This window comes from Campylobacter sp. RM9333 (assembly GCF_020137705.1).
Taxonomy (GTDB): domain Bacteria; phylum Campylobacterota; class Campylobacteria; order Campylobacterales; family Campylobacteraceae; genus Campylobacter_E.
In genome coordinates this window covers 31194-50118 of the sequence record NZ_JACGAY010000009.1, presented here as the reverse complement: position 1 = coordinate 50118, position 18925 = coordinate 31194, and the positions used below count along the sequence as shown (strand labels likewise).

General features: G+C 27.3%; 19 protein-coding genes. 16 read left to right on the top strand and 3 right to left on the bottom strand.

Annotated elements, in window-relative coordinates:
* From AVBRAN9333_RS04845 to AVBRAN9333_RS04770, 16 genes are all read left to right on the top strand, one after another.
* On the top strand, window positions 1–1101 hold the full coding sequence (locus AVBRAN9333_RS04845; protein WP_214117573.1) for a nitronate monooxygenase: 1101 nt from the start codon (window positions 1–3) through the stop codon (window positions 1099–1101).
* Window positions 1094–3058 (top strand): N-acetylmuramoyl-L-alanine amidase family protein, encoded by a 1965-nt coding sequence (locus tag AVBRAN9333_RS04840; protein ID WP_336609529.1) that lies wholly within the window; start codon window positions 1094–1096, stop codon window positions 3056–3058. The genes AVBRAN9333_RS04845 and AVBRAN9333_RS04840 overlap by 8 nt, the downstream gene beginning before the upstream one ends.
* A 9-nt stretch (window positions 3059–3067) precedes the next feature.
* Window positions 3068–4864: a bifunctional tRNA (5-methylaminomethyl-2-thiouridine)(34)-methyltransferase MnmD/FAD-dependent 5-carboxymethylaminomethyl-2-thiouridine(34) oxidoreductase MnmC gene (gene mnmC, locus AVBRAN9333_RS04835; protein WP_214117571.1), complete on the top strand. Its 1797-nt coding sequence runs from the start codon at window positions 3068–3070 to the stop codon at window positions 4862–4864.
* A gap of 211 nt (window positions 4865–5075) precedes the next feature.
* Window positions 5076–6128 carry an ankyrin repeat domain-containing protein gene (locus tag AVBRAN9333_RS04830; protein ID WP_336609528.1) on the top strand — a complete coding sequence of 351 codons (1053 nt, stop codon included), beginning with the start codon at window positions 5076–5078 and terminating at the stop codon, window positions 6126–6128.
* Window positions 6125–6874: an SDR family NAD(P)-dependent oxidoreductase gene (locus tag AVBRAN9333_RS04825; RefSeq protein ID WP_336609527.1), complete on the top strand. Its 750-nt coding sequence runs from the start codon at window positions 6125–6127 to the stop codon at window positions 6872–6874. Before AVBRAN9333_RS04830 ends, AVBRAN9333_RS04825 begins: the two co-directional genes overlap by 4 nt.
* Window positions 6871–8124: a UDP-N-acetylglucosamine 1-carboxyvinyltransferase gene (murA, locus tag AVBRAN9333_RS04820; RefSeq protein ID WP_336609526.1), complete on the top strand. Its 1254-nt coding sequence runs from the start codon at window positions 6871–6873 to the stop codon at window positions 8122–8124. The genes AVBRAN9333_RS04825 and murA overlap by 4 nt, the downstream gene beginning before the upstream one ends.
* Entirely contained in the window at window positions 8121–9287 is a 1167-nt protein-coding gene (locus tag AVBRAN9333_RS04815) for a molybdopterin molybdotransferase MoeA (RefSeq protein WP_336609525.1), read from the top strand. Before murA ends, AVBRAN9333_RS04815 begins: the two co-directional genes overlap by 4 nt.
* Window positions 9271–9879: a flagellar basal body P-ring formation chaperone FlgA gene (flgA, locus tag AVBRAN9333_RS04810; RefSeq protein ID WP_336609524.1), complete on the top strand. Its 609-nt coding sequence runs from the start codon at window positions 9271–9273 to the stop codon at window positions 9877–9879. The genes AVBRAN9333_RS04815 and flgA overlap by 17 nt, the downstream gene beginning before the upstream one ends.
* A complete protein-coding gene (locus AVBRAN9333_RS04805) occupies window positions 9876–10418 on the top strand; it encodes a UbiX family flavin prenyltransferase (protein WP_214117565.1) in 543 nt (180 codons plus the stop codon). Before flgA ends, AVBRAN9333_RS04805 begins: the two co-directional genes overlap by 4 nt.
* Window positions 10415–10876 (top strand): pantetheine-phosphate adenylyltransferase, encoded by a 462-nt coding sequence (gene coaD / locus AVBRAN9333_RS04800; protein WP_214120471.1) that lies wholly within the window; start codon window positions 10415–10417, stop codon window positions 10874–10876. The genes AVBRAN9333_RS04805 and coaD overlap by 4 nt, the downstream gene beginning before the upstream one ends.
* Window positions 10873–11457 carry a dTMP kinase gene (tmk, locus tag AVBRAN9333_RS04795; RefSeq protein WP_239803705.1) on the top strand — a complete coding sequence of 195 codons (585 nt, stop codon included), beginning with the start codon at window positions 10873–10875 and terminating at the stop codon, window positions 11455–11457. The genes coaD and tmk overlap by 4 nt, the downstream gene beginning before the upstream one ends.
* A complete protein-coding gene (gene hisS, locus AVBRAN9333_RS04790) occupies window positions 11441–12685 on the top strand; it encodes a histidine--tRNA ligase (protein ID WP_239803704.1) in 1245 nt (414 codons plus the stop codon). The genes tmk and hisS overlap by 17 nt, the downstream gene beginning before the upstream one ends.
* Window positions 12682–14502 (top strand): biosynthetic arginine decarboxylase, encoded by a 1821-nt coding sequence (gene speA / locus AVBRAN9333_RS04785; protein WP_214117561.1) that lies wholly within the window; start codon window positions 12682–12684, stop codon window positions 14500–14502. The genes hisS and speA overlap by 4 nt, the downstream gene beginning before the upstream one ends.
* Window positions 14503–14513: 11 nt before the next feature.
* Window positions 14514–15680, top strand: a complete 1167-nt coding sequence (locus tag AVBRAN9333_RS04780; protein ID WP_336607143.1) for a pyridoxal phosphate-dependent aminotransferase — start codon at window positions 14514–14516, stop codon at window positions 15678–15680.
* Window positions 15677–16339 carry a 7-cyano-7-deazaguanine synthase QueC gene (gene queC / locus AVBRAN9333_RS04775; RefSeq protein ID WP_336609523.1) on the top strand — a complete coding sequence of 221 codons (663 nt, stop codon included), beginning with the start codon at window positions 15677–15679 and terminating at the stop codon, window positions 16337–16339. The genes AVBRAN9333_RS04780 and queC overlap by 4 nt, the downstream gene beginning before the upstream one ends.
* Before the next feature lie 60 nt (window positions 16340–16399).
* Window positions 16400–16837, top strand: a complete 438-nt coding sequence (locus AVBRAN9333_RS04770; protein WP_214117558.1) for a hypothetical protein — start codon at window positions 16400–16402, stop codon at window positions 16835–16837.
* A gap of 48 nt (window positions 16838–16885) precedes the next feature.
* On the opposite strand, the gene AVBRAN9333_RS04765 is transcribed toward AVBRAN9333_RS04770, so the two are convergent.
* Genes AVBRAN9333_RS04765 through AVBRAN9333_RS04755 form a run of 3 tightly spaced genes read right to left on the bottom strand, consistent with a single transcriptional unit; the run spans window position 16886 to window position 18916 of the window.
* Entirely contained in the window at window positions 16886–17257 is a 372-nt protein-coding gene (locus AVBRAN9333_RS04765) for a flagellar basal body-associated FliL family protein (RefSeq protein ID WP_214117557.1), read from the bottom strand.
* Window positions 17254–18540, bottom strand: a complete 1287-nt coding sequence (locus tag AVBRAN9333_RS04760) for an ATP-dependent DNA helicase (protein ID WP_214117556.1) — start codon at window positions 18538–18540, stop codon at window positions 17254–17256. Before AVBRAN9333_RS04760 ends, AVBRAN9333_RS04765 begins: the two co-directional genes overlap by 4 nt.
* Entirely contained in the window at window positions 18527–18916 is a 390-nt protein-coding gene (locus AVBRAN9333_RS04755; RefSeq protein ID WP_214117555.1) for a hypothetical protein, read from the bottom strand. The genes AVBRAN9333_RS04760 and AVBRAN9333_RS04755 overlap by 14 nt, the downstream gene beginning before the upstream one ends.
* Window positions 18917–18925 lie beyond the last annotated feature (9 nt).

The following is an 18925-nucleotide window of genomic DNA, read 5'->3' as shown; positions in this document are numbered from 1 at the left end:
ATGAGCTTACCAGAATTAAAAATAAGAAATTTTACATTAAAAGTGCCGGTATTTCAAGGAGGTATGGGACTTGGAATAAGTTGGGATAAATTAGCTGGTAATGTTAGTTTAAATGGAGCTTTAGGTATTATTAGTTCGGTTGGAACTGGGTTTTATGAAAATAGAGCACATATTAACAAAGAGCTAAATGGCAAACCTTATGGAAGTGAGAATTTTTATTCTACAAAAGGACTTAATGCTGTAATTACTAATGCTAGAAAAATCTGCAATGACTCACCATTAGGCTGTAATATAATGCATGCGTCAAATGAATATGAAAGAATAGTAAAAGACGCTTGCAATGTCGGTTTTAATGCAATTATTAGTGGTGCAGGATTACCTACAAATTTGCCAGAATTTACTAAAGACTTTCCTGATGTTGCATTAATTCCTATTGTATCATCAGCAAAAGCACTTAAAATAATTTGTAAAAGATGGACTCAAAGATACGATAGATTACCTGATGCAGTTGTTCTTGAAGGGCCTTTAAGTGGTGGTCATCAAGGATTTACATACGAGCAATGTATAGACCCAAATTATCAATTAGAAAAATTAATTCCTGAAGTAAGAGCTGAACTTAATGAATGGGGAGATAATATTCCTTTAATTGCAGCTGGTGGAATTTGGAATAAAAATGACATTTTAAATGCTATTAGTTTAGGTGCAAATGGGGTTCAAATGGGAACAAGATTTATAGGAACTTATGAATGTGATGCTGCACTTGAATTTAAACAAGTATTATTAGATGCTAAAAAAGAAGATATAGAATTGCTAAAAAGTCCTGTTGGCTATCCTGCTCGTGGTATTAGAACAAACCTTCAAAAAATGATAGAAGAAGGCACTGCTCCTAAAATTTCTTGTATAGCAAATTGTGTTGCACCATGTGAGCGTGGTAGGGGTGCTAAAAAGGTAGGATATTGTATTGCCGAAAGACTTTATGATGCTTATAGTGGAAAAAAGGAAAGTGGATTATTTTTTACAGGTGCTAATGGATATAGATTAAATAAGTTAATTAGTGTTAAAGAGTTGATTGAAAAATTAGTTAATGGTGAAGATGAATAAAATCTTACTATTATTACTAAGCGTTGTTTTGTTTGCTAGTAGTTTAAATGAAGAATTTGTTAATTTTGATAAGAGTTTTTTATTATCTAGCAAAACAGAACAATTAGCAATTCATCAGAGATTAAAAACTATATATATTAAAAGTATAATTTCTGATGATATTGATACCAAAAAAGAAGTTTTAAAAAGAATTATTTTAAGTTCAAAAACATTAAAACTTGATTCATCTACATATCAAAAAGAATTACAAGATTTAGGTATTAATCCTAATAAGATTTCATTTAATAATATAAATAATACTGATGCAAAAAAGACTAAAGATATAGCTAAAGAGCAAAAATCAATTAATACTCAAAATACCAAAACACAAAATACTAAAACTACAACAAATACTTTAAATTCTAAAAATATAAATAGTCAAAATAAGCCAGAAACAAAACAAGAAGAAGTAAAAAAAACTTATATAACTAAAATTAATAAGGCAAATAATACAATAGAAATATCATTAAAAGGAGATTTTGATAATAATATAAAAAGTATTATCTATAATACAAAAGAATTAAAAAATAAAATATTGGAATTTAATGCTGCTTTAGATATAGGAAAACAAAATTTCATAGATAAAAATTATGAAGTAAGTTTAGTTCAATTCAATCCGGAAAAAGTAAGATTTGTCTTAAGGTCAAAATCTGATTTGAAATTAGATTATAAGATTGATAATAATGTTTTACTCATTACTATAGATGGTAATTTGCAAGAGCAAAATAAGCAAGAAAATACTACTCAAATAAAAAAATCTTTAGTTGAAGATAAAAAAGAATTAGATAATAATACTAAAGTAAATAATAATGCAAAAAACGCTACTACTAACGATAAAAACAAACAAGAAAGTAATATAAATACGAAGCTAGATAGTAATGATAATGCTGCAAATAATATTGCAAATGATAAAAGCAAAAAACCTATAACAATTACAAAAGCCGTTAAAAAAGATAATGGGGTTTTATTGACTTTAAACAACTCTTTATCAAATGATGATATTAAAACTTTTAGCTATAACAACAATCAAATTTTAGAATTTGACGCAGTTTTAAATGGTGGTAGGAAAAATTATGATTTTAAAACATACTCTATTAGTGTTTTACAATTTAATCCTAAAAAGGTAAGAGTGGTTTTATACTCTAAGAATACTAAAAAAATATTTTTTAATATAAATAATAATTCTTTAGAAGTAAGCACTGATGAGATTAGTGAAAAAGTTGAAGTTGGATTTAAAAAATCAAATTTATTAATTACTTTAGACGCAGGTCATGGTGGAAAAGATGTAGGTGCAACTGCTTTTGGCAGATATGAGAAAAACATTACTCTATCAATAGTTCTAAAATTAGAAAAAGCTCTAAAAAACAAAGGGTATAAAGTATTTTTAACAAGAAAAAAAGATGTTTATATAAATCTAAGAGATAGAACTAAAATGGCAAATGATAAAAAAAGTGATTTATTTATAAGTATTCACGCAAATTCTATCGGGGATAAGACAAAATTTGATAAAATATATGGAATTGAGACATATTTTCTCTCTCCAGCTAGAAGCGAAAGAAGTAAAAACGCAGCTGCAATAGAAAATAAAAGTGATATTGAAGAGATGAATTATTTTTCTAAACAAACTTTTTTGAATTTTTTAAATAGAGAAAAAATTATTTCATCTAATAAGTTAGCTATTGATATACAAGGTGGTATTTTAAATAATATACCTAAGGGATATTTAAAGCGAGATGGTGGCGTAAAAGAAGCTCCTTTTTGGGTTTTAGTTGGTGCTTTAATGCCTGCTGTTTTGATTGAAGTTGGCTATATATCACATCCTATTGAAGGTAAAAATATCGCAGATAGTGCTTATCAGGATTATTTGGTAAATGGTATTGTAAATGGAATTGAGAGTTATTTTGTTAAAAACAAATAAGGAAGTTTTATGAAAAAGGCGAATTGGATTTTAAAAAATGATGAGATTTTTTCTTTAGATTTTGATGATTTTTATTACAACATAAAAGAACCTTTAAAAGAAAGAAATGGAATTTATATAGATAATGCTTTTAGTAACGCATTTAATAAATTAACTATTTTAGAACTTGGTTTTGGATTGGGTTTAAATTTCTTTTTAAGTGCAAAAAGAGCTATTGATTTAGGCATAAAACTCCATTATGTAGCGATTGAAAATTATTACCAAAGTATTGATGATATAAGATATTTTTGTAATAAATTTGGTATAGAGTTAAATAATAATTTTATTAATGATTACCCACCTTGTAAAGATGGAATTTATAGAATAGAATTTGATGGTGTTGTTCTTGACTTAGTATTTCAAGATGTAAATATTGCTTTAAAAGATTTAGATTTTTTAGCTGATGTTGTATATGCTGATGGTTTTTCTCCTAATAAAAATAAAGAAATGTTTTCTAAAGAGACTTTAAAATATGTCAAAAAGCTATTAAAATTAACTGGTAAATTGGTTAGTTATAGTTCAAATTCTGATTTTAAAAAATCTTTAATTGAATTAGGATTTGAAATACACGATATTAATTTGGGAATAAAAAGAGAAAGCACTCTTGCTATATTAAAACATAAAGATTTGCAAGATGATATAGAAGGATATTTTCATAAAAATTATTTAGAAGTTAATAATATAGCAATTATTGGTGGTGGTATTGCAGGCGCTACAATAGCTTATGAACTATCAAAGTTAGGTAAAACTATTAGTGTATTTGAGCAAAGCCATACTTTAGCAAACGAAGGAAGTGGAAATAAAATAGGGTTATTAACAGCATTAATTCAAAATCCATCAAGTTTGTTAGGAGAATTTAGTCAGTTTTCGTTTTGGCATAGCTCAAAATTTTATAAAAAATTAGGCTATAACCTAGAAGGGATATTAGAGCACGCATATACTGATGAATTAAGAGAAAGATTTAAACTACAAAAGGATAATCCATTAATTAAATTACATTTTGATTTTGCATATTTAAAAGATGGTGGGACATTAGAACCCTGTAAATTAGTTCCTAAAATTTTTGCAAAATCTAATACTAGGATATTTTTAAATTATAAACTAAATAGTTTTAGAGAATTTTATGATAGAGTTGAGCTTGATTTTGATAATAAGACTATGATTTTTGATGCTGTAATATTTGCTAGTGGTGCATATTCTAAAGAAATCTTTAGTAATTTACCATTATCAGTAGTAAGAGGTCAGGCAACTTGGCTAAAAAACAAAATTAAATATAAGCACCCAATTAGCTCAAAAGCTTATATAACTGGAGCAAAAGATGGGATTATTTTATTAGGTGCTACTTATGATAGAAACTTAATTGCTGAAGCAAGTAGAGAGTATGATGATATTAATATAAATAATTTTAAAGAAATTTTTAAAGCTGATTTTAGTGATTTGGTAATAGGTAATAGGGTTGGTTATAGAAGTTATTCTTCAGATAGATTTCCTATTGTTGGAGCTTATTTTAATGAAGAAAAATATAAAAATCTTTATAAATCTTTACAATTTGATAAACATAAACCGCAAGTAAATTCTCCAAGAAGTAGGATTTTTATAAATACAGCTCATGGTTCAAGGGGTTTATCTAGTGCGATAACATCTGCAAGATTAATTGCTAGTTATTTTAACAACACACCTAGTGGAATGTTTAAAAGATACGAACACGCACTTCATCCTGCTAGATTTTTAATAAGGGATTTAAAAAAAGGCTTAGTTAAAGATTAGGAATTTAAATTTCTAATTTTGCTATTAAAAACTAATAACAATTCAATATTAATTTCTTTAAAAAAGCGTAATTTTTATATTTTAGTATTAAAAATATATATTGATTTAGCACAAACTTAATTATATTTTTTATTTAAAACTAGTGCGAAAAAATACCAAATAATTATTTAAAAATGTTAAAGTTAGGGCTATTAAATTATCAGGATTTGTATTGAAAAAGATTGTATTTTTATTAATTAGTGCTTTTGTTTTTTCAAAGGAATTAAGTGATGAAAAGGTATTTAAATTAGCCGAGACAATTAGCGGAAGAAATGTTGAGTGTAACGGACATGATTATTTTGTAAATTTAAATAATTATATAGATGAGCTAAATAAAGCTTATAATGATAAAAATATTTATCAAAATCCTATAAAAGATTATGATAAATATTATGATTATTTTCAATATTGGGCTTATCAAAGCATTGGCAATAAAAGATTATTTGATGAGTTTAATAATGAAATAAATAATTTTTGTAGCAATAACAAGGAGCATTTTATAAAGCTTTCTTCTAAAAATTATCAAAAATCTTGTGAGAATTTTACTCAAAGGCTAGGAATGAGGGCTTTTGGCTCTATTAATAAATTTATTAAGCTTGATGATATTTATATTGAATTTTTAAAGATAGAAAATCCAGAAGATAGCATTGCATATCTTAACGAAATTAGCCCAAATTATTATCAGTTAGATTTTTTATTAAAAATAGCTTTATTAGCTAAAAAAGATATGAAAATAATAGAGTTTTTAGCTAAAAATAATACAAATATTAATTCAGGTTATGAGAGTGCGATTTTTTATGCACTTGATTATTATGAAGCATTAGAATATTTATTAGAAAACAAAGCTAATGTTAATTATGTAAATGCTCTTGGTAAAAGTGCGATTTTTTATGCAGTTGAAATCAGTGATATTAAAACTATAAAATTACTTATAAAATATGGGGCTAATCTTAATTTACAACAAATTGATAGTGAAGAAGAGCTAAAAACAAATCTTCCTTATTATATTTCTTTTTGCTCTTACATTCATCCTGCAAAGACTTTAGTAATACACGCAGCGTCTTTAGCGAATTTAAATACCTTAAAATTGCTTATAGAAAATAAGGCTGATTATACGATAAGCGATAATTTTGGATTAAATGCACTAGATTATGCGATGATTTATAACAATAAAGAAAATATTGAGTATTTAAAAAAATTAGGATTAAAGGAGAAAGAACAATGAAAACAGCGTTTGTAACAGGTGCTAGTAGTGGTTTTGGAAAAGCGACTGCTAAAAGACTTTTAAAGAATAATTATAAAGTAGTAGTTCTTGCAAGACGCAAGGAAAAATTATTAGAATTTGAAAATGAATTTAAAAATAATGTATATATAGCAGAAGCTGATGTAAGAGATATAAATGCTTTAAAAAATGTTGTAAATAATTTGCCTAATGATTTTAATAAAATTGATGTTTTAGTTAATTCAGCAGGATTAGCATTAGGTTTAGGAGAGTTTTATAAATTAGATTTAGCAGATATTGAAACTATGGTTGATACTAATATAAAAGGGCTTTTATATGTAACTCATTTGATTTTACCAAGAATGCTTGAAAACGGCGGACACATATTTAATTTTGGTTCAGTTGCTGCTAATAATCCTTATTTTGGTGGTAATGTATATGCAGGAACTAAAGCTTTTGTAGGTCAATTTAGTCACGCATTAAGAAATGATGTAAGAAAAAATAATATAAAAATTACTGATATTGCACCAGGATTATGTAAGACAGAATTTAGCGAAGTGCGTTTTAAAGGCGATAAAATTGCAGCTGATAAAGTTTATGAAAATACAAAATACCTTGATGCAGAAGATATTGCTGATGCAGTTATTAGTATTATTAATTTAAAAGACCATGTAAATATAAATAGAATAGAACTAATGCCTGTTACTCAAACTTGGGCAGGTTTTCACATACAAAAGGATAATGAATGAAATATTTAAAAATAGAAGGTAATGCAAAATTAAGCGGTAGCGTAGAAATTAGTGGAGCTAAAAATGCAGCTTTACCATTACTTGCTGCTGCTTTACTTATTAAAGGAAAATGCACTTTAACAAATCTTCCTTTAGTATCAGATATTAAGACTATGTTAAGATTGCTTGAGAATTTAGGAGCTACATATGAACTAAATAATCATAGCGTTACAATTGATACAAGCAATGTATTTAATACAAAAGCACTTTATGATATTGTTCGCAAAATGCGTGCTAGCATATTGGTTTTAGGACCTTTGCTTAGTAGATTTAAAATTTGCGAAGTATCTTTACCAGGTGGCTGTGCTATAGGACAACGCCCAATTGATATGCACTTAAGTGCTTTAGAGAAAATGGGTGCTAATATTGAATTAGTTGATGGCTATGTAAAAGCTAGTGGAGAGTTGGTTGGAGCTAAAATACATTTTGATAAAATTTCTGTTGGTGCTACTGAAAATACAATTTTAGCAGCAGTTTATGCTAAAGGTGTAACTACTATAATAAATGCAGCTTGTGAGCCTGAAATCGTTAATTTATGCGAGTTTTTAGTAAAAGCAGGTGTTAATATAAAAGGTATAGGGACAAATACTATTGAAATCACAGGAGTAACCAAATTAAATACTGATTTTACTTGCGAGATTATTCCTGATAGAATTGAAGCAGGAACATATCTTTGTGCAGGTGCTATTACAAAATCAAATATAGAAGTTAAAAATATAATTCCAGAGCATTTGGGTGCATTATTATCAAAATTTGATGAAATGGGGATTAAATACGAAACTTTAAAAAATAGTATTAAAGTATATTCAAGCGATTATAAAGCGGCAAATATCAAAACTAGCGAATATCCAGGCTTTCCTACCGATATGCAAGCTCAATTTATGGCTTTATGTCTTAAGGCAAATGGAGAAAGTATTATTGATGAAAGATTATTTGAAAATCGTTTTATGCATGTAAGTGAGCTAAATCGTATGGGTGCAAATATCAAGCTAAATGGACATATTGCCAATGTTAAGACTTCTAATTTACAAGGTACTGAAGTGATGGCAACTGATTTAAGAGCTAGTTCGGCATTAATTTTAGCTGCACTTGCTGCAAATGGGACTACTAATATTCATAGAATTTATCATTTAGAGCGTGGATATGAGAATTTGTGCGAGAAATTAAGTAAATTAGGTGCGAAATTAGTTGAATTAAAGGAAGAAGAATGACAATTAATGAAGCGTTAGAAAATATAAAATCACTTAATCACACTCAAAGCACCGAAATTATTAATTTATTTGATGCAAAAGGAAGAGTTTTAGCGAATGATTTTTATGCTAAATGCAATGCTCCTTTATTTACAAATTCTGCAATGGATGGCTATGCTTTAAAGGCTAGTGAGTTTAAAAATGGTCTTAAAGTTTTAAAGACTATTTTTGCAGGAGATATGAATGAATGCGAGATTAAAAGTGGCGAATGTGTAAAGATTATGACAGGTGCAAGAGTGCCAAAGGGTGCTGATAGTGTTTTAATGGTTGAAAACTCTATTATTAAAGATGATTTAATGTATGCTACAAGTGATAATTTAAAAGTAGGTGAAGCTATAAGATATGAAGGCGAAGAATACAAAAAAGGCGAATTAATTATCAAAAAAGGCGTAATTACTGATGAAATTATTATGATTTTAGCTAGTAATGGAGTTTTTAATATTGAAGTTATTAAAGAAATAAAAGTTGGTATTTTTGCAAGTGGTCTTGAGATTATTGAGCCTTATTCAAATGGATTTGGTGTTTATAATTCTAATGCTTATGGAATTTATTCTGCTTTTAAGAGTTTTTCTAAACCTTATTATTTAGGGGTTTTAAAAGATGAATATGAGTTTGTTTTAAATTCTTTAAAAGGTGCTTTAGATAATTTTGATTTAGTTGTAAGTATCGGAGCTGCAAGTGTAGGTGATGCTGACTTTATCAAAAAAGCTTTAGATGAGCTAGGTTTTAAGCCTATTTTTACTAAGGTAAAAATGAAACCTGCAGGTCCTGTTAGCTTATATTTTAAAGATAATAAATATATTTTGGTTTTACCGGGTAATCCTATGAGCGCTTATATTGGGGCTTTAATTTATGCAAGAGCTTTAATTTATAAAATGCAAGGAATTGTATATGAAAAGCCAAGTTTTTTATATCCTATATCAATGGATTTAAAAATTAAAAATAATAAAGAAAATGTAGTTATTGGAAATATTATAAATGATACTTTTGTTCCGTTTAATAGTGCAAAACTTAGTAGCGGACAAATTACTCCATTAAACAAATGCACTCATTACATAATTTGTCCTATTAATTGTGATATTAAACAAAACGATAAAGTAAGAGTTTATGAACAAAGTATTTAGTTTATTTGTATTAAGTGGGGTTTTGTTTGCTAATAATTTAAGCGATGAATTATTAAAACATTGGAAAAAACAAGATGAATTTTTAGAAATAAAAAGTCTTAGTTTTAATCCTAATATTAATAATTGCAAAATTATTACATATCCAAATCTTAGCAAACAAGGATTTTTTAAAGCAAATTGCAATGATAAAGATATGCAAATATCTTTTAAATTACAAGCTCTTACTAAGGTTTATATTTTAAAAAAAGATGTCTTAAAGGATGAAGAAATAGGGCTATTTGATTTAAAAAGTGAAAAAATTGATTTTTCAAAATTACCTTATAATGCTTTAAGAACACTTGATAATAGTATTAAGTTTAAAAGCAAAGTAAGAGCAGGTAGTATTATAAAAACCTCTATGCTAATGCCAAATTATTTAATCAATAAAGATGATGGTGTAGTTGGTATTTTAGATGATGGAGATTTGAGTGTGTTTGTTGATTTAATAGCCTTGCAAAGTGGAGTAAAAGGTCAAAGAATTCGCCTTAAAAACACTCAAGGACACAATCTAACTGGCGAAATAATTAATGAAAAACAGGTCTTAATAAAATGAGATTTTTAGTAGCGATTAATGGAGCTAGTGGAGTTAATTTGGCTTTAAAACTAGCTAAGGTATTAAGCAAAGAAAATGAAGTGTATTTGATCCTTAGTAAAGGTGCTTTAAAGGTTTTAAAAGAAGAAAATAATAAAAAATTAAAAAAATACATTAAAAATACAAATATTACTCTTTTAAAAAATGATGATTTAGCTGCACCTGTATCAAGTGGAAGCTTTAAGCTTGATGCGGCGTTTTATTATGCTAGTAGTGATTTTTTAGCAAAGGCTAGTTATGGTTTTAGTGATACTTTAATTCTAAGAAGTTTTGCCGTAAATCTTAAAGAAAATAGAAAAATCATAATAGCTCCAAGAGAAATGCCATTAAATGAATTAATGCTTAAAAATATTTTAAAATTAAATAAATTAGGCTGTATAATAGCCCCTGCAATTTACGCTAAATATTCTAAGAGTTCTTTTAAAGAATTTGTAATAGGTAAATGGTGTGATTTGCTTGGAGTTGAATATAAAAAATTTAAAAGATGGAAAAGCGAATGAAAAAAGCAATTTATCCAGGCACATTTGATCCGATAACAAATGGGCATTTAGATGTAATAAAAAGGGCTTTAAAAATTTTTGATAAATTAATAATAGCAGTTGCTAAAAATGATAAAAAAAAGCCTGATTATGATTTAGAAACTAGGATTAATTTAGTAAAAAATGCAACAAGTGGATTGAATGTAGAAGTAATAGGGTTTGATAATTTATTAGTAGATTTTGCAAAAGAGCAAAAAATATATACTATTGTAAGGGGTTTAAGGGCTGTGAGTGATTTTGAATACGAGCTACAAATGCACTATGCAAATGCTGAATTAAACGAAGAGATAGACACTATTTATTTAATGCCAAGCCTTAAAAATGCCTTTATTTCAAGCTCAATTGTAAGAAGCATTAAAGCTCATGGTGGAGATATTTCAAAATTAGTTCCATCTAGTATTTTAAAGGATTTAAAATGAATTATTACGCTTTTGAAGGAATTGACACTCTAGGCAAAAGCACTCAAATTAAGCTTTTACAAGAATTACCAAATTCTTATTTTAAATTCCAGCCGATTTTTGTAAAAGAACCCGGCGAAACTACTTTAGGAATAAAATTAAGAGAATTGATTTTAAATGACGAAATGAGTAAAAAGGCTAGAATGTTTTTGTTTTTAGCTGATAGGGCTGAATTATTTTCAAAAATTGATTTTGCTAAAGAATTTATTATAGCTGATAGGAGTTTGTTTTCTCATTTAGCTTATGAAGTTGATAGTGATTACAAACAATTATTGGATTTTAATTTATTTGCAACTAATAATGTTTTACCTAATCATATAATATTTTTTAAAGGCAGTAAGGAATTATTAGAAAGTAGATTAAATAATAAAAGCCTTGATAAAATAGAGCAAAAAGGCGTAGAATATTTTTTAAAAGTTCAAGAAAATTATGAAGCGATTTTTAAGGCTTTAAATTTAAAAGTTTTTACAATAGATGCAAGTCTTAGTATAGATAAAATAAATACAATGATTAAGGAGTATATAAATGATACATGCAATTAAAGGAATGAATGATTTATTAGATGATGATGCGTTAATTTACGAAAAGATTATAAAAACTTGTGAAGAAGTAGCAAAAACTTATGGTTATAGCTATATTGAAGTGCCACATTTAGAAGTTACTCCGCTTTTTAAAAGAAGCGTAGGAGAAAGTAGCGATATAGTTGGTAAAGAAATGTATGAGTTTTTAGATAAAAGCGGGGATAGTGTATGTCTTAGACCTGAAGGAACTGCTGGGGTTGTAAGAGCTTTTATTGAACATAAGATGGATAAAGCTGGAGTTGTTAAAAGATGGTTTTATCACGGCTCAATGTTTCGCTATGAAAAACCACAAAGAGGTCGTTATAGAGAATTTCATCAATTTGGCTTAGAGTGTTTTAATATAGCTAATGTTTATGAAGACGCTAGTGTGATTATGATACTTGCTAAAATCTTTAAAAAACTTGATATTAATTATACTTTAAAAATCAATTCTTTAGGCTCGCCTGAATGCCTTCAAAACTATAGAAAAGCATTAAGAGAATATATTGCAAACATTGAAAATAGTTCTGGTTTTAAATTCTGTGCTGATTGTGCTAAAAGAACACAAACTAATGTTATTAGAGTATTAGATTGTAAAAACGATGAATGTGCTAAACACTTAATAAACGCTCCTAAATTAAGTGAGTTTTTAGACGATGAGAGTAGGGCTGATTTTATTAAATTACAAGAGATTTTAAAAGATAATGAGATTAGTTTTGTAATTGATGAAAGATTGGTTCGCGGGCTTGATTATTATTCAAAAACAGCATTTGAGTTTGAAAGTAGCGAAATAGGTGCAAAGGCTGCAATAGCTGGTGGTGGAAGATATGATTATTTGGTTGAGTATTTAGGCGGAGCTAAAAGCTATGGCGTTGGATTTGCTATGGGTGTTGAGCGTGTTATGGATATTTTAAGAAGTAAAAATATAGAGCAAAAATTACAAAATACTTATTTTTGTATATTAGATGAAGAATTATTGCCAATTGCTTATAAATTAGTTGATAATTTAAGAGAAAACGGAAAAACAATTAATCTAAATTACGAAGCAAAAAAATTAGCAAAACATTTAAATATAGCAAATAAACAAAACTATAAATACTTTATTGCAATTGGTAGTGATGAAGCTAGTAAAAATGAAGTATTTTTTAAAGATTTAGAAAGTGGCGAACAAAAAAGTATAAAATACGATGAATTAAAGGAAATTTTATGAATGATTATGGCATAGATATTTGGGGAGATGATAATTTTATCATTAAAAATGGCAAGGTATGTTTAAAATACGGAAGCGAACCTGCCATTATTGATATAGTAAATACTCTTTTAGATGATGGATATAAAGGTCCTATAATTTTAAGATTTAATCATTTGATTAAAAAACAAATAGAACAAATCTATATAAATTTTAATAATGCCATTAAAGAATTTGATTATCGTGGTAGTTTTAATGCTGTTTATCCACTAAAAGTCAATCAATTTCCTGGTTTTGTAAAAAGTCTTGTAAAACTTGGTAAAAATCTAAATTATGGTCTTGAAGCTGGTAGTAAAGGAGAATTATTATTAGCTATGGCTTATAACAATGAAAATGCTCCAATAACTGTTAATGGCTTTAAAGATAAAGAACTAATAACAATGGGCTTTATCGCTGCTGAAATGGGGCATAATATAACTTTAACTATTGAAGGTATTAATGAGCTTGAAGTAATTATCAAAACAGCAAAAGAGCGTTTTGGGATAAAACCAAAAATCGGTCTTAGAGTAAGGCTACATTCTTTAGGTAGTGGCACTTGGGCTAAAAGTGGTGGGATTAATTCAAAATTTGGTCTAACATCAACTGAATTAATAGAAGCAGTAGGACTTTTAAAAGAAAATGATTTATTAGATTGTTTTACTATGATACATTTTCATATAGGCTCACAAATTAATGAAATACATCCTTTAAAAAAAGCTTTAAGTGAAGCAGGAAATATTTATTTTGAATTACGCAAAATGGGTGCAAATAACCTTGAAAATATTGATATTGGTGGTGGTTTAGCAATTGAGTATTCACAATTTCAAAAGACTTCTCAAAGAAACTATACTTTAAGCGAATATGCAAATGATATTGTATTTATTCTAAAAACTCTTGCAGCACAAAAACAAGAAATAGAGCCAAATATTTATATAGAAAGTGGTCGTTTTGTAAGCGGTTCTCACGCAGTATTAGTAGCACCTGTTCTTGAACTATTTTCTCAAGAATATTCAGAAAGCAAAATGCAGTTAAAAGAAAAAAACCCACAATTAATAGATGAATTATGTGATTTATACAAAAATATAAAGCCAAGCAATGCAGTAGAATATATGCACGATAGTTATGATCATTTAGATAGTATTTTAACTTTATTTGACTTAGGATATGTAGATTTACAAGACCGCTCAAATGCTGAAATATTGGTTCATTTAATAGGTAAAAAAGCAGTTTCTATGCTAAGTCCAAAACATTTATTAAGAACTCAAAAAGAAGTTCAAGAAAGATATTTGGTCAATTTTTCAATGTTTCAAAGTTTGCCAGATTTTTGGGGCTTAGGGCAAGAATTTCCTATAATGCCACTTGATAGATTAGATACTCAACCAACAAGATCAGCTAGTATTTGGGATATAACTTGTGATAGTGATGGAGAAATATCGTTTGATGCTGCTAAGCGTCCTTTATTTTTACACGATGTTGATGTAGAGCAAGAAGATTATTTCTTAGGATTTTTCTTAGTTGGTGCTTATCAAGAAGTATTAGGAATGAAGCATAATTTATTTACCCATCCAACTCAAGTTAGTATTGATATTGATGATAAAGGTTATGAGATTGAAAGTATTATTGAAAGTCAATCAATTAGGGATATTTTAGAAGATTTAGACTACGATATTCGTGAAATTGATGAAAAAATTCAAGATAAAATAAATTCTTCGGAATTAATAAATGAAAAAACTAAAAAACATATTTTAGGTGAGCTTTTCATATTTATGCACGATAATGGATATTTAAAGAAAATTTAAAAGGAGAGAATATGCAATTTTCAGAAAAAATTAAAGGTTTGGAAGAATCAATAACTTTAGCAATTACAGCTAAGGCAAAATTACTAAAAGAGCAAGGTGTAAGAGTTATTAGTTTTAGTGCAGGAGAGCCTGACTTTGATACTCCGCAAGTTGTAAAAAATGCAGCTATTAAAGCGATAAATGATGGATGCGGAAAATACACTCCAGTATCTGGAACTACTGAAGTTTTAAAAGCAATTTGCACTAAGCTTAAAAAAGACCATAATTTAGATTATGAGATAAGTGAAGTAATAGCAAATGTTGGAGCTAAACATAGTTTATTTAATGCAATTCAAGCACTTGTTTGTGATGGTGATGAAGTAATAATCCCAGCTCCTTATTGGGTAACTTATCCAGAGCAAGTTAAGTATTCAGGTGGAGTTCCTGTGATTGTAACTCCTAAAAAAGATTTTAAAATCAGTGCTGATGAATTAAAAGCTGCAATTACACCTAAAACGAAAATATTAATATTAAATAATCCTAGTAATCCTAGTGGAGCTTTATATTCAAAAGATGAATTAATGGCATTAGCTAAAGTTTTAGAAGGCACTAGTATTGTTGTATTAGCTGATGAAATGTATGAAAAATTAGTTTATGATGGAGAATTTGTAGCGTTTGCAAGTTTAAGCGAAGATGCACTAAAACGCACGGTTACAATAAATGGACTTAGCAAATGTGCTGCAATGCCAGGATATAGATTTGGTTATAGTGCTAGTAAAAATAAAGAATTAAATAAATTAATGAAAAATCTTCAAGGTCAATGCACAAGTAATATTTGTAGCATAACTCAAGCTGCTGCAGTTCCTGCTTTAGTTGGAGAGATTGATAAAGATATTGAGATGATGAAAAAAGAATTCAAAAAAAGAAGAGATAAAGCTTGTGAAATGATTAATAGCATTAATGGGCTTAAATTAAGCGTAAAACCTAGCGGGGCGTTTTATTTATTTATTGATTGCTCTAGTATTAATCCTGATGATGTTGAGTTTTGTGCTAAGCTTTTAGATGATAAAAAAGTAGCTTGCGTGCCAGGAAGTGGATTTGGCATGAGTGGGTATTTTAGAATTTCTTATGCAACTTCAATGGAAAATATCATAGAAGGTATAGAAAAAATCGCAGAATTTGTAAAGGAATATAAGTGAGTAAAATCGCTATAAGTATTTTAAGTGGAGGGCTAGATAGCTGCGTTAGCACTGCTTGTGCTATAAATGAAGGCTATAAAGTAATAGCCCTTCATTTTAATTATAGTCAAAGAACAGAGCAAAGAGAATTGCAAGCTTTTAATGAAATTTGCAAGTTTTATAATATAGAAAAATTAGTTGTGGATATGGATTTTTTCAAACAAATTGGTGGCTCTAGTTTAACTGATATGAGTTTAGAAATTCCAAAAGATGAATTAGGTAAAAATGGTAAATTACCAAATACTTATGTGCCTTTTAGAAATGGGATTTTTTATAGTATTGCTGCTGCTGTTGCACAAAGATTTAATGCTAGTGCGATTTATACAGGCTTAGTTAGTGAGGATTCTAGTAATTATCCTGATACTACTTTAGATTTCGTTGAAAAAACCTCTTCGTTTATAAAAGAAGGTAGTGGAGAAGATATTAAAATAATTACTCCTTTAATCAAGCTAAAAAAATCAGAAATAGTAAAACTTGGAATGAGCCTAAAAGCACCTTTAGAGCTTAGTTATAGTTGTTATGATAGTAATAATTTAGCTTGTGGTAAATGTGAATCTTGCCAATTAAGACTAAAAGGCTTTAGCGAAGCTGGATTTAATGATTTGATAAAATATCAGTAAGATAAGATTTAAAATAAGAATTTAAAATTCTTATTTTAAATTCTATTAAAAGGAAAAGTTATGCTAAAGGTTATTTCTAAGATTGATGGATATATCATTTCTTATATGTCTTTTTTGATGTTTTTTAAATATTTGTCTGATTATATTGCTTCAAATGTTTCAATTCAAATTCTTTTATCATTTGTGTTTATGTATTTAATCAAACTAGCCTATCAACAATTTTTAAAAATAGAATATAAAAATATACAAAATAAAAATCAGATTTTTTCTATGTTTAAAATAGGCTTATTGCCAGCTATTTTATTATATTTTTTATGTGTGGATTTTTACGAAGCTTTTTTTACTAATTATATGAGCTTTTTGTTTATTAAATTTCCTATTGTTTTTTTAAATTCTTTTTTAAATATTTTATTTTTCGTAATTTTAATAATTATTTTAGCTTTTGTTTTGGGTTATATTAAATACTCTCAAGATAAAGATTTAGCTAATAATTTATGATAATAATTTTAAATAAGTTCTAAAATTTATGAACTTATTTATTAATTTTTATATTAAATTTGCGTCTTTTAATATCTCTTTTATTGCTTCTGCACTATCTTTGCTTTTTAGATTTATGATTAATATATCATCAATATTTACAGAGTATTTTTTACCTGCGTACTTTATTATGGTTTTTTTGAGATTTTCCTTACCAAGTTCTGTAAATAAATCTTCGTAATAATAGCTAGAAATCACCATATTAATACTATCTTGTATATAATCATTTTCGTTATTAACATTATCTCCTATGATTTTTAAACTTAAAGTAATTTTTTTAAGCCCGTTTGATTTTGAATACAAATCGGTCTCAAAATTATTAATTTCTATACTATTTGCAAATGCAAAAATACTAAAAAATATTAGCATTATTTTTTTCATAATTGTTCCTTATCGCAAAATTGATAAAATGTCTTTACCACTTGATTTGTCTTTGCCTTTAGTCTAAACAAATTCTCATACGATTTATCACTTCCATTAAAAATAATTTTAAAATTATTAGGATTTGAACTTCTTGATAATGCAACATATAGCTGACCTTGTGCAAAAATCCTATCGCATTTGCAAATTAACTTATCAATACTCATTCCTTGACTTTTATGTATAGTAATAGCATATGATAATTTTAGCGGGAATGCTTTTAATATAGCATCAGGCTTGGTATCAACTAAATTAGGATTAACCCTATAGCTAGCTGCTATTTCAGGGTCATTAAAGTATAAAAATTCTTTAGGGTAAACTGAATAAATCATTCTATTAGATTTAATCTTTAATTCCTGCTCACTTTTATCCCACGCAATTATTTCTCCTTGCATTCCATTATAATAATTATCAGAATTATAAGTAAAAATAACTTTAGCTCCAATTTTAAAAATAAATTCTTCTTCAATTGGTTGAGCTTTTAGCCATTGTTTAAATTCTTTTTCTTGTTCTTCATTTAATTCTGTATTTTTTTTAATACTTGAGTTAAAAACATATTCTTCATCATCAATTTTTTTAAGTTTAGCATTATTTATATTTTTTGCTTCTTCATTGGTGCCACAAATAATTGTATAATCATCATAATTATTTATATCATCTTGAATTTTATACTTTTTAAAATACTCTATGCAAGTATTAGTTATATTGCCAATCCTAATACTTCTTAGATTTTCATAAAATTCCTTATCTTCCATTCTGTGCTGGGTAATTAACTCAATCACCTTAAAATTACATTCATTCCAATATTTAGAGCAAAAAGCATAATTTCCATCGGATTTTACAGGTTCGAGTTGATAAAAATCTCCAACTATTAGTAATTTTATATTGCTATAACCAAAAAGCCTTGAATAAATCATATCAAAAACATCACTACTAATCATTGAAATTTCATCAATTATTATTAAATCTATATTTGATAAAGACTTATTTAAAGCCATTAAATCATCTTTACTTGTTTTTAGCTCATTAATGTTTTTTGCAAGTCTTAGTTTAAAAAATCTATGAACAGTGTCTCCGCCAATATTAATAGCAGCAAGTGCAGTGCTTGCTAAGACTATGGTTTTAAAAGCTTCACTTTTTATTATTTTTTCTATGGTGTAGGATTTTCCAACTCCTGCACCACCTGTTAAAAATACATTTCTTCCTTGCTTTAATAAATCAATGATATGTTTAATTTGATTCATCTAAGATATTTACTTTATAGTTTTTAGTAGTAAGATTATTTAATCTTAACATTAAATCATCAAAATTATCTCCATCATAAGGATAAAAAGCTACACAATCTCTTGCTTTAGTATTTAAAAAATCATATATTTCATTACTTATTATTTGTGTTTTTTCTTTACTTGTTCCAGAAAATAATATTATTATTCCACTATCTAGTTCAAATACACAATCAGTTTTTCTTAAAATACTAGCAATTACTTTTCTATGCTCTTCATCAGGGCTTTTGATATAAGTAAGACAAAATTCAAAATCTATATCATAAAAATACCTATAAATATTAGCAGTAAAAAATTCTACAACTTTTCTCATATCTTCTTTTTTAAACATTTGCATAACACAACT

Excerpts from the sequence above, each read along its gene's own strand:
- AVBRAN9333_RS04845 (WP_214117573.1), top strand. The coding sequence starts at position 1 with ATGAGCTTACCAGAATTAAAAATAAGAAATTTTACATTAAAAGTGCCG.
- AVBRAN9333_RS04840 (WP_336609529.1), top strand. The coding sequence starts at position 1,094 with ATGAATAAAATCTTACTATTATTACTAAGCGTTGTTTTGTTTGCTAGT.
- mnmC (WP_214117571.1), top strand. The coding sequence starts at position 3,068 with ATGAAAAAGGCGAATTGGATTTTAAAAAATGATGAGATTTTTTCTTTA.
- AVBRAN9333_RS04825 (WP_336609527.1), top strand. The coding sequence starts at position 6,125 with ATGAAAACAGCGTTTGTAACAGGTGCTAGTAGTGGTTTTGGAAAAGCG.
- murA (WP_336609526.1), top strand. The coding sequence starts at position 6,871 with ATGAAATATTTAAAAATAGAAGGTAATGCAAAATTAAGCGGTAGCGTA.
- AVBRAN9333_RS04815 (WP_336609525.1), top strand. The coding sequence starts at position 8,121 with ATGACAATTAATGAAGCGTTAGAAAATATAAAATCACTTAATCACACT.
- flgA (WP_336609524.1), top strand. The coding sequence starts at position 9,271 with ATGAACAAAGTATTTAGTTTATTTGTATTAAGTGGGGTTTTGTTTGCT.
- AVBRAN9333_RS04805 (WP_214117565.1), top strand. The coding sequence starts at position 9,876 with ATGAGATTTTTAGTAGCGATTAATGGAGCTAGTGGAGTTAATTTGGCT.
- coaD (WP_214120471.1), top strand. The coding sequence starts at position 10,415 with ATGAAAAAAGCAATTTATCCAGGCACATTTGATCCGATAACAAATGGG.
- tmk (WP_239803705.1), top strand. The coding sequence starts at position 10,873 with ATGAATTATTACGCTTTTGAAGGAATTGACACTCTAGGCAAAAGCACT.
- hisS (WP_239803704.1), top strand. The coding sequence starts at position 11,441 with ATGATACATGCAATTAAAGGAATGAATGATTTATTAGATGATGATGCG.
- speA (WP_214117561.1), top strand. The coding sequence starts at position 12,682 with ATGAATGATTATGGCATAGATATTTGGGGAGATGATAATTTTATCATT.
- AVBRAN9333_RS04780 (WP_336607143.1), top strand. The coding sequence starts at position 14,514 with ATGCAATTTTCAGAAAAAATTAAAGGTTTGGAAGAATCAATAACTTTA.
- AVBRAN9333_RS04770 (WP_214117558.1), top strand. The coding sequence starts at position 16,400 with ATGCTAAAGGTTATTTCTAAGATTGATGGATATATCATTTCTTATATG.
- AVBRAN9333_RS04765 (WP_214117557.1), bottom strand. The coding sequence starts at position 17,257 with ATGAAAAAAATAATGCTAATATTTTTTAGTATTTTTGCATTTGCAAAT.
- AVBRAN9333_RS04760 (WP_214117556.1), bottom strand. The coding sequence starts at position 18,540 with ATGAATCAAATTAAACATATCATTGATTTATTAAAGCAAGGAAGAAAT.
- AVBRAN9333_RS04755 (WP_214117555.1), bottom strand. The coding sequence starts at position 18,916 with ATGCAAATGTTTAAAAAAGAAGATATGAGAAAAGTTGTAGAATTTTTT.